General features: G+C 65.3%; 7 protein-coding genes. 1 reads left to right on the forward strand and 6 read right to left on the reverse strand.

What is annotated here, in order from left to right; genetic code table 11:
* Nucleotides 1–106 precede the first annotated feature (106 nt).
* The 6 genes from A9W95_RS05230 to A9W95_RS27690 are packed head-to-tail and all read right to left on the reverse strand — an operon-like array spanning nucleotide 107 to nucleotide 8149.
* On the reverse strand, nucleotides 107–787 hold the full coding sequence (locus tag A9W95_RS05230) for a response regulator (protein WP_067409542.1): 681 nt from the start codon (nucleotides 785–787) through the stop codon (nucleotides 107–109).
* On the reverse strand, nucleotides 784–3303 hold the full coding sequence (locus A9W95_RS05235) for a sensor histidine kinase KdpD (protein WP_067409543.1): 2520 nt from the start codon (nucleotides 3301–3303) through the stop codon (nucleotides 784–786). Before A9W95_RS05235 ends, A9W95_RS05230 begins: the two co-directional genes overlap by 4 nt.
* 11 nt (nucleotides 3304–3314) lie before the next feature.
* The gene (locus tag A9W95_RS05240; protein WP_067409544.1) at nucleotides 3315–4238 is read right to left on the reverse strand and encodes a potassium-transporting ATPase subunit C; all 924 of its coding nucleotides are present in this window, start codon (nucleotides 4236–4238) and stop codon (nucleotides 3315–3317) included.
* A 1-nt stretch (nucleotide 4239) separates the two neighbouring features.
* Entirely contained in the window at nucleotides 4240–6390 is a 2151-nt protein-coding gene (gene kdpB, locus A9W95_RS05245; protein ID WP_067409545.1) for a potassium-transporting ATPase subunit KdpB, read from the reverse strand.
* A complete protein-coding gene (gene kdpA / locus A9W95_RS05250) occupies nucleotides 6390–8060 on the reverse strand; it encodes a potassium-transporting ATPase subunit KdpA (RefSeq protein ID WP_067409546.1) in 1671 nt (556 codons plus the stop codon). Before kdpA ends, kdpB begins: the two co-directional genes overlap by 1 nt.
* Nucleotides 8060–8149 (reverse strand): potassium-transporting ATPase subunit F, encoded by a 90-nt coding sequence (locus A9W95_RS27690; protein WP_156746025.1) that lies wholly within the window; start codon nucleotides 8147–8149, stop codon nucleotides 8060–8062. The genes kdpA and A9W95_RS27690 overlap by 1 nt, the downstream gene beginning before the upstream one ends.
* A 360-nt stretch (nucleotides 8150–8509) precedes the next feature.
* Between A9W95_RS27690 and A9W95_RS26725 the strand changes: the two genes are divergently transcribed.
* Nucleotides 8510–8937, forward strand: a 428-nt coding sequence (locus A9W95_RS26725) for a DUF6611 family protein (RefSeq protein ID WP_371328025.1), incomplete at its 3' end; no start/stop codon positions are given.

Here is an 8937-nt window from a genome sequence, read left to right on the forward strand (position 1 = left end):
ACCATGGGCGACACCGTCGCATGCCGGTCCGACAAGCAGCAGTTGTCGCTATGAGGCGGGCAAAAAGTGCACCACCCCGGACAGGGACACAGGTGACCGCTGTGACTCAGGCCTCGAAGCGGTAGCCCATTCCCGACTCGGTCAGCAGATGCTTGGGATGTGACGGGTCCGCCTCGAGCTTGCGCCGCAACTGCGCCAAATACACACGCAGATAATGAGTTTCGGTCGCGTAGGACGGTCCCCACACCTCTCTGAGCAGCTCCTCGCGGCCCACCAGCTTGCCCCGGTTGCGCACCAGCACCTCGAGCATGCCCCATTCCGTCGGGGTGAGGTGTACCTCCGAGCCGTTTTTGGTCACCTTCTTGGCAGCCAGATCCACGGTGAAGGCCTCGGTTTCGATCACCGGCTGATCGACCTCCGAGGCCGCTGCGGTCCGGCGCACCGCCGCACGTAACCGGGCCAGAAACTCATCCATGCCAAACGGTTTCGTGACATAGTCGTCGGCCCCCGCGTCCAACGCCTGCACCTTGTCCGACGAATCCGTGCGGGCCGACAACACGATCACCGGCGCGGAAAGCCAGCCGCGCAGACCGCCCAGCACGTCGATGCCCGACATGTCCGGCAGGCCCAGGTCCAGGATCACTACGTCCGGGGGATGCTCGGCGGCCGCGCGCAACGCACCGGCGCCGCTGGAGGCGGTGATCACCTCGTAGCCGCGCACGGTCAGGTTGATCTTCAGCGCCCGCAGGATGTGCGGCTCGTCGTCGATCACCAGTACCCGCGTCATGGCGCCGCCAGATCCACCACGACGGTCAGGCCGCCCCCGGGTGTGTCGCCAGCGGTGATGGTGCCGCCCATCGCTTCGACAAACCCGCGGGCCACCGACATCCCAAGGCCTACACCGGTCGTGTTGTCGTGGTCACCGAGCCGTTGAAAGGATTCGAAAACCTGCTCCTCGGCGCCGTGCGGAATGCCCGGCCCCTCGTCGATGACGTTAATCAGCACCCGCTCGCCGACCCGCCCCGCGTTGACCCGCACCACACAATCGGGCGCGTACCGCAGCGCATTGTCGATCAGGTTGGCCAGCACCCGCTCCAACAGGCCGGCATCGGCCACCACGACGGCGTCACCGACGTCAACCTTGACCCGGTCGATGGCCGACCGATAAAAACCGGTGGCGCCCTTGCCGATACTGATCAACGCCCGCTGCACCACCTCTTCGAGGTACACCCGGTCCGCTTCCGGGCTAATCGCTCCGGCGGCCAGCCGCGACGAGTCCAGCAGATTGCCCACCAGCGCGGTCAACTGGTCGATGGACTCCTCGATCGTCGCCAGCAGTTCGGCGGTGTCTTCAGCCGAGAAGGCAACGTCCGCGGCCCGCAGGCTCGACACCGCCACCTTGGCCGCGGCCAGCGGCGTGCGCAGGTCATGACTGACCGCCGACAACAGCGAGCGGCGCAATTCGTCGGCGCGGCCGATCGCCTCCGCCCGGCTGGCCTCTTCGGCCAGTTCCCGCTGGCGGATCAATCCGGCGGCCTGCTTGGCCACCGCGCCGAGCACGCGGCGGTCGCGCGCCGACAGTTTCCGCCCGGCCATCAGCATCCAGAACTCGTCGTCGCCGACTTCTATTGCGGTGTCGGCAAAGTCGACGCTTGTGCAGGGGTCGTTGCCCACGAACGCGACGACGTCTCCGCGTTTGCGCAGCATGCTGACCCCGCGCTGGGAGTAGGTCTCGCGCACCCGCTCCAGCAGCGTCTCGAGGTCGGCGCCGCGCAGCACCGAACCGGCGAACAGCGTCAGCAGTTCGGCTTCCTGGGACGCCAGTCGCGCTTCCCGGGCGCGTTTGGCCGCGCCGTCGACCAGCACCGCGACGGCGACCGCGACGAGCAGCAAGACCACTTCGGTGATCGCGTTGTTCGGTTCGGCGATGGTGAAACTATGTCGGGGAGCGATCAGGTAGTAGTTCAGCAGCAGTCCGGACAGGACCGCCGAAAGCGCCGCCGGCGCAACGCCTCCGAACAAGCCGACCGCCAGCACGCCGACGAAGAACAACGCGCTTTCCCCGCCGATGTCCAGGTACCGGTCCAGCACGCTGACGGTGAGGGTGCAGATCAGCGACGGGACCAGGAACGCCGCCAGCCAGGACGCGACACGACGCTCCCTTGGCGAGACCGGCGTACCCCGCACTCCGCGCTTGGCTTCCTCGTGGGTGACCATGTGCACGTCGATCTTCCCGGACCGCTCGACGATGGCCGGGCCGATGCCCTCTTCGAAGATGCGTGCCCAGCGGGGCCGGCGCGAAGTGCCGATCACCAGCTGAGTGGCGTTGATCTCCCTGGCAAAGTCCAACAGCGCTCGGGGCACGTCGTCACCGAGTACGGTGTGCAACGAGGCGTCCAGACTGTTGGCCAACTCCCGCAGCTTGCTCAGCCGATCGTCGGACAACCCGGCCAGCCCGTCGCCGCGCAGCACGTGCACCACCATCAGTTCGGCGCTGGACTTCGACGCGATCCGCGAGGCTCGCCGGATCAGGGTTTCTGACTCCGGCCCGCCGGTGACCGCGACGACAACCCGCTCGCGCGCTTCCCAGATATCGGTGATCTTGTTCTCGGCCCGGTACTTCGCCAGCGCGGTGTCGACCTGGTCGGCCAGCCACAACAACGCCAATTCCCGCAGCGCGGTGAGGTTTCCGCGCCGGAAGTAATTGCTCAATGCCGCGTCGATCCGGTCCGGCGCATAGACGTTGCCATGGGACAGCCTGCGCCGCAACGCTTCCGGTGTGATGTCGATGAGCTCGACTTGAGCGGCTTGGCGCACGATGGAATCCGGTATCGTTTCTTTCTGTTCGATCCCGGTGATGCTGGCCACGACGTCGTTCATGCTCTCCAGGTGCTGGATGTTCACCGTCGAGATGACCGTGATACCCGCGTCGAGCAACTCCTCGACGTCCTGCCAGCGCTTCGGGTTCTTGCTGCCGGGGGTATTGGTGTGAGCCAGTTCGTCGACCAGCACCACCTGCGGACGGCGCTGCAGTACGGCCGCCACGTCGAGTTCGGGGAAGCTGCCACCGCGGTAGTCGATGTAGCGGGGCGCCACAATCTCGATGCCGTCAAGCAGCTCAGCGGTTTTCGCTCGCCCGTGCGTCTCCACCACGGCGGCCACCACGTCGGTGCCCCGTTCCAGACGCCGATGCGCCTCGCCGAGCATCGCAAAAGTCTTGCCGACACCCGGCGCCGCGCCGAGGTAGATGCGCAGCTCCCCCCGCTTGGGATGGTGGTCGGTTGCGGTCACGTCAACCATCATCCCCTCCGAGGTCAGGCGGTGACCGGATAATTGCGGTCGAGTTGCAGGTTGAGCTGCACGACATTGACCGCGGGCTCGCCGAGGAAGCCCAGGCTGCGGTCGCTGCGGTAGTGGGCTACCACCTCGCGCACCTGCTCTGGGCTGATGTGCCGCACCTTGGCGACGCGTGCGATCTGAAGGTCCGCGTAGGCCACCGATATGTCGGGGTCCAGTCCGCTGCCGCTGGCGGTCACGGCGTCGGCCGGTACCGCCGGATCGGCGGGTGCGGCGCCGCGGATCGGCACGATCTGACCCAGCGTGTAGTCCTCGCCGTACTTGGCGCATTCGACGCGCACACCCTCATAGCTGGTCAGAAACGGTGACGACGTCGTCTGACAGGGCTCGTTGACGCTCACCACTCGGCTAGGGCGGACGACGTTGCCGCGTGCGTCGCGCGGGCCGATGACCGACAACACCGCGCCGACACCGCCGCCGGTGCAGAACGGTCGCGACCCGTCCACGCCCTCGAGTCGTCCCACTGCGACGCTGCGGGTGCACACCTGGGTCAGCAAGCCAGGTTTGAAGCCGGCGTCCGAGGCTGACTTACCGGCTGCCAGCTGCGCGGGGTCAGCGGGTGTGTCGACGATGTTTTCCGGCCCGTGGTTGCTCGCGCCGGTGGACAGCGGGTCATAGCCGCTGCCGGCGGCCGAAGGACGGCTCTGAAAGTACTGCGGCAGCGCGTTTCCGTCTTTGTCGGTGAACAGTTGACCGATCAGCCGGCTGCCCACCGGCTTGCCGTTGGCCGTCAATATCGAGCCCTCGGCCTTATCGTGCAGCCCCGGGAGTTGCGCGACCAACCAGATGAATAGCGGATAGGCCAGGCCGAGGATGACGGTCAGCACCAGCAGCGCGCGCAGCGCCGCCCAATGTGTGCGAACAAGAGCAGACGCATTCATGTCAGGACATCCCCGGGACGAATTGGACGACGAGGTCAATCAGTTTGATGCCGATGAACGGGGCGACGATGCCGCCGAGTCCGTAGATATAGAGGTTGCGGCTCAACAACTTCGAGGCGCTGCTCGGGGTGTAGCGAACGCCGCGCAGCGACAACGGGATCAACGCCACGATTACCACCGCATTGAAGATCACCGCCGAAAGGATTGCCGACTGCGGACTGTGCAACCGCATGACGTTCAGCAGGTCGAGCCCGGGGAACAGGGTGACGAACATGGCCGGAATGATCGCGAAGTACTTCGCGATGTCGTTGGCGATGGAGAACGTGGTGAGCGCCCCGCGGGTGATCAACAGCTGCTTGCCGATCTCGACGATCTCGATCAGCTTGGTGGGATCGGAGTCGAGGTCGACCATGTTGCCGGCCTCTTTTGCCGCCGAGGTTCCGGTGTTCATTGCCACGCCCACGTCCGCCTGAGCCAGCGCCGGCGCGTCGTTGGTGCCGTCACCGGTCATCGCGACCAGCTTGCCGCCTTCTTGCTCTCGCTTGATCAGGGCGAGCTTGTCTTCCGGCGTTGCCTCGGCCAGAAAGTCATCGACACCGGCTTCGTCGGCGATTGCCTTGGCGGTCAACGGGTTGTCGCCGGTAATCATCACCGTGCGGATGCCCATCTTGCGCATCTCATCGAAGCGCTCCCGCATGCCTTGCTTGACGACGTCCTTGAGGTGAATGACACCGAGCACCGCCGCTTGCCCATGGCGACTCTCGCCGACCACTAGGGGAGTTCCGCCGCCGGCCGAGATGCCGTCGACGATCTCGCCGAGTTGCATGGGCACCGTGCCGCCTTGCGCCCGCACCCATTCCGCGACCGAACTGGCGGCGCCCTTGCGCAGTCGGTGGCCGTCGACGTCGACGCCCGACATGCGGGTCGCCGCGGAGAAGGCGACCCATTCGGCTTGGGTCAGCTCGCCGGGCGTACGTGCACGCAACCCGAAATTCTCTTTGGCGAAGACAACGACCGAGCGTCCTTCCGGCGTTTCGTCAGCGAGGCTGGACAACTGCGCGGCGTCGGCCAACTCGTCGTCGGTGACGCCGTCCAGCGGGATGAAGGCGGCGGCCTGGCGGTTACCCAGCGTGATGGTGCCCGTCTTGTCGAGCAGAAGCGTGTTGACGTCACCTGCGGCCTCCACCGCCCGGCCCGACATCGCGAGCACGTTGCGTTGCACGAGTCGATCCATGCCGGCGATCCCGATCGCGGACAACAATGCGCCGATGGTCGTGGGAATCAGGCACACCAACAACGACACCATCACGATGCCGGTGACACCAGACGCGTTGAGCGCCTGGGTGTTCGGCACGCCAGGGTTGTTGGCCTTGGAGTAGATCGCCAATGGTTGCAGGGTGGCGACGGCGAAGACGAAGATGATCGTCAAAGCGGCCAGCAGGATGTTGAGCGCGATCTCGTTCGGAGTTTTCTGCCGGTTCGCACCCTCGACCAGGGCGATCATCCGGTCGATGAAGCTTTCTCCAGGCTTCTGCGTGATCTTGACGATGATCTTGTCGCTCAACACCGTGGTGCCGCCGGTTACTGCCGAGCGGTCGCCCCCGGACTCCCGAATCACAGGTGCCGACTCACCAGTGATCGCCGATTCGTCAACGGAAGCAATGCCTTCCAAGACGTCGCCATCGCCGGGTATTACCTGGCCGGCCTCGACGACCACGACGTCACCCTGCTCCAGCAGGGGTGCGGCGACCTGCTCCTCGACGGCGTCTCGCCCCGGCGCCCAGTGCTTAAGGCGCCGAGCCGTGGTCTGAGTCTTAGCTCGCCGCAACGTTTCTGCTTGAGCTTTGCCGCGGCCCTCAGCCACCGCCTCGGCCACATTGGCAAAGAGCACCGTCAGCCACAGCCAGGCCACGATCAGCCAGGCGAACCAGGTCGGGCTGACCACCGCCAGCACCGTGGCCCAAATGGCGCCGATCTCGACGATGAACATGACCGGGTTGCGCCACAGCGTGCGCGGGTTGAGTTTGCCCAACGCGTCTGGCATCGAGCGCCACAGCATCTTCGGGTCGAGCAAGCCGCCTTGCACCCTTTTCTTGCTCGAGGGTGTACGGGGCTGTGTGTGCTGTGGTGAATCGATGAGCGTAGCGGTCATCAATGGATCCCTTCGGCGAGAGGCCCGAGTGCCAGCATGGGCAAGAACGTGAGCGCAACCAAGATCAAGGTGACCCCGGAAACCATTCCGACGAACTGAGGCCGGTGCGTGGGCAAGGTGCCCACGGATTCCGGTGTGGCGCCTTGCTTGGCCAGCGAACCCGCTAGGGCGAGGACCAAGACGATCGGGAGGAACCGACCGAAGACCATGGCCAGCCCGAGGGCGGCGTTGTACCAGTCGGTGTTCGCGCTGAGTCCGGCGAACGCCGAGCCGTTGTTGTTGGCGGCGGAGGTGAACGCGTACAACACCTCTGACAACCCGTGCGGGCCGGTGTTGAGCATTCCTGCTCGTTCGCCGGGTAAGGCCATCGCAGTTGCCGTGCCGGTCAGCACAATCAGCGGAGTCACCAGGAAATAACTTGCGGCTAGCTTGATTTCGCGGGGGTTGAGCTTCTTGCCGAGATATTCCGGGGTGCGCCCGACCATGAGCCCCGCCACGAAGACGGTGATCACCGCCAAGATGAGCATGCCGGCGAGGCCGGAGCCGGTGCCGCCGGGCGCAACCTCGCCAAGCTGCATGTTGAACATCGTCATCATGCCGCCGAGGCTGGTGAAGGAGTCGTGGAAGGAATCGACGGCACCGGTCGAGGTGAGGGTCGTTGCGTCGGCGAAGATCGCCGAGTCGGCGACCCCGAACCGTTGTTCCACACCCTCCATGGCCGTGCCGACCGCGGTCGGGACCGTGCCGTGATGCTGCAGCTGGAACCAGAGCATCAGCGACGCGCTGATCAGCGACAGTGTCGCCATCACCGACGCAATGGCATAGCCCTGCTTCTTACTGCCCACCATGCGCCCGAAGGTGCGCGGCAGCGAGAAGCTGATCACCAGGAGGTAAAAGGTTTCCAGCCAGTTGGTCCACGACGTCGGATTCTCAAAGGGGTGAGCGGAGTTCGCGTTGTAGAAGCCCCCGCCGTTGGTGCCGAGTTCTTTGATGACTTCCTGGCTCGCAACCGGGCCGCCGGTGATGGTCTGCTGGCCTCCACCCAAGGTGGTGACCGTCTGGTCGTGCGGATGGAAATTCTGTATCACCCCGCCGGCGACCAACAGGATCGCTCCGATCACCGCGATCGGCAGCAGAATGCGCAGCGCCGTGCGGGTCAGGTCGACCCAAAAGTTCCCCAACTCGCCGGTGCGCTTGCGGGCGAACCCGCGCACCAACGCGACCGCGACCGCCATACCCACCGCCGCGGAGACGAAGTTCTGCACCGCCAGCCCGGCCATCTGTACCAGGTGCCCCTGCGTCTGTTCACCGGAATAGGCCTGCCAGTTGGTGTTTGTGACGAAGCTGACCGCGGTGTTCCACGCCAGCCCGGCTGTCATGGGGGTGGCGGGGTCATGCAGATGCAGCGGCAATCTGCCCTGCAGCAGTTGCAGCGCAAACAGAAACAGGATGCTGACCGCCGAGAACGCCAAAACGCTTCGCGCGTAGGCGCCCCACGTTTGTTCCGCGCGGGAATCGACGCCGATCAGCCGGTAAACGACTCGCTCGACCCGCGAATCCCGCTTCGACGCGTAAACCCGGTACATGTAGTCACCGAGGGGCACATGCACCAGCGCGAGTGCCGCGATCAGTGCCCCGAGGAAGATGACTCCGGCCGTGGTGGTGCTCACTAGAAGCGCTCCGGAAACAACAGCGCGCCAACCAGGAACAGCCCGACCAGGACCGCTAATACCAAGCCGACGATGTTCTGGTAGGTCACTGTCGTTCCACCAGCTTCTGCACCAGGCCCAGCGTGGCGAATACCGCCACCGTGAGCACGACAAATGCCAACACGCCCATCCTGTCTCCGTTCGGCGTCCGTCCACCTGCAAGCGAAAAGGCCTTGGTCGGGTTCTGCCGCAATGCAGCCCGTGTCAAGGCGGGTCAGGTCGAACCTAGAAGCGGTAACCCGACCAAGGGCGGTGGTTGACGCTTTCCTAACGGCGTCGCCGGGGGCCTTGACGCTTTCTTTACGCACGTGCGTTCGATGCAAAGATGCCGTAAAAGTATGGCGCGCAGGCGTATGGATGTCGTTCGGGATGCGGTCCGAAGGTGCTGTGCCGGAGGTAAACCCGAACGCATGCACGGCACTCGCATCACTGGGTGGCGGTCCCGACTCCTCGACGGCGCCCACCCGTGGGGATCGTTCGACGCCTCCGTTAGCCGGTACGGCGTTCGTCACTACCGCTTGACCATCTTCAGCCCGAGATCGACTGCAGCGCAACGGCGTTGGGCGCGCCTATGGCGGCACTGCCCGATCGCCGGCGCGGCGCTTATGCTCATCGTCGTCATGCTGCTCGGTAGTGCGCCGGCCACTGCGGACGAGGCGCTGACGCTGGCGTCGGGTGGATACCTGGGTATGTGTGCGCTGCTGTTCTGGCGCGGCGGTCCATGGCGGGTGCCCGTCCGGTCGCTGTGGGTCGTTGCGCTGCCCGACGGCGGCGACGAAGCGCAGCGAGCAAGCTACCGGAACTGGTTGTCGCTCACCAAGATGCTGGTCAGCGCGGA

The sequence above is a fragment of the Mycobacterium sp. 1423905.2 genome (assembly GCF_001673155.1).
Classification (GTDB): Bacteria; Actinomycetota; Actinomycetes; order Mycobacteriales; family Mycobacteriaceae; genus Mycobacterium.